We start from the raw sequence: 1,470 nt of genomic DNA, 5'->3' as shown, positions 1-1,470 counted from the left end.
CGGTCCCGGCGTCCACGGGCCCCGGGCCCACCCCTGCGGTCGGGCAGCCGCTCGGGTCGGTCGCTGGGTCGGTCGCCGTCCCGGTAGCCCCGGGGCTCGCCGAGGGCAGCTCGGAGGACGTGCTCGAGGCGTGGCGACGTTCGGCCCAGGAGGTGCCCTCGGCCGTGCCGGAGGCCGCGCCGTCCCGGGGGCCGGGGCGGGTGATCGCCCTGGTCGCTAGCGGGATCCTGGTGCTGGGCGCGGCCGTCCTGGCCGGGGTGCTGGCCCTCGGCGGGGAGCCCCAGACAGCCCCCGAGGAGGCGTCGCCCGAGGCGTCGCCGACCGTCGACCTGGTTCTCGCGGTGCCGGCCCCGACCGAGCTCGAGGGCCGCCGCGTGGGCGAGGAGGTCGAGTTCACCTGGACCAACCCCGACCCGGACGAGGGCGACCAGTACCTGTGGGGCGAGGTCGTCCCCGGGGGTCCCACGGCCCTCACCGTCGTCGAGGAGCCGCAGGTGACCTTCGCGCCGACCGGGACCGGTGAGGTCTGCGTCGAGGTCGCGATCGTGCGGGCGGACCGCCGGTCCTCGGCCCAGCCTGCGGTGGGGTGCGTCGACGGTGGCTGAGGTGCTGGGGCGGGCCGCCGCGAGGCCCCACGAGGGACGCCGTTCGTGGACGCGGGTGGGCGCTGCCGTCACGATCCCGGTGGTGGCCGCGACGCTCGCCCTGGTCTACCCGGGGGCTCCTGTTGCCCAGGTGGACCTCAACGACGGGGCCGTGTGGCTGACGAACACCTCGCAGCAGAAGCTCGGTCGCTTCAACATGCAGATCGAGGAGCTGAACGCCGGGCTGGTCGCGACCACCTCGGACTTCGACGTCCTGCAGGACGCGCAGGACGTGCTGCTCGTCGAGCCCGGGAAGGTCTCGGCGGTCGACCCCGCGGGCGTGGTGCTCGCCGGGGAGGCTGCGGTGCCCTTCGGCGCGCAGGTCTCGATGGCTGCCGGCACCGTCGCGGTCAGCGTCCCGGGCTCGGGCGGCCTGTGGGTCGGTCCGGTGTCCATGGTCGGGGTGCTGGGCGCGGAGACCCCGCACGTGGACCTCGGCGAGGGCGGGGTCGCCGTCGTCGGGGAGGACGGCACGGTCGTGGGGGCCTCGGTGGACGGGACCCTGCACGAGGTCGAGGTCGTCGAGGGCAGCGACACGGTCGACCACGCCGAGGACGGCACCCTCTCCGGGCTGCCCGACGGCGGGGTGCCCGGGTTCGACCAGGCCACCGCGGTGGGGGACGACCTCGTGGTGCTGGTCGGTACCCAGGTGCACACCCCGTCGGGGTCGACCGACCTCGCGGCCTACGGCACGGACCTGCTGGTCCAGCAGCCCGGCCCCCAGGCCCCGCAGGTGCTCGTCGCCACCCCGGACGCCCTGCTCGAGGTGCCCCTCGACGGCGGCGACGTGCGCGAGCACCGGGCCGGTGGGTCGGGGCGCCCGGCC

General features: G+C 76.3%; 2 pseudogenes. Both read left to right on the top strand.

From position 1 onward, the window contains the following. A pseudogene (locus L0B03_RS17835) lies at positions 1-605 on the top strand (serine/threonine protein kinase); the annotation flags it as partial. Further along, positions 598-1,470: pseudogene (locus L0B03_RS17830) on the top strand (hypothetical protein); the annotation flags it as partial. The pseudogenes L0B03_RS17835 and L0B03_RS17830, both read left to right, overlap by 8 nt.

Source organism: Actinotalea sp. C106 (genome assembly GCF_023630195.1).
In the GTDB taxonomy this organism is placed as follows: domain Bacteria; phylum Actinomycetota; class Actinomycetes; order Actinomycetales; family Cellulomonadaceae; genus Actinotalea.
Note: the sequence above shows the minus strand (reverse complement) of the source record. Positions and strands in the feature narration are given on the sequence as shown.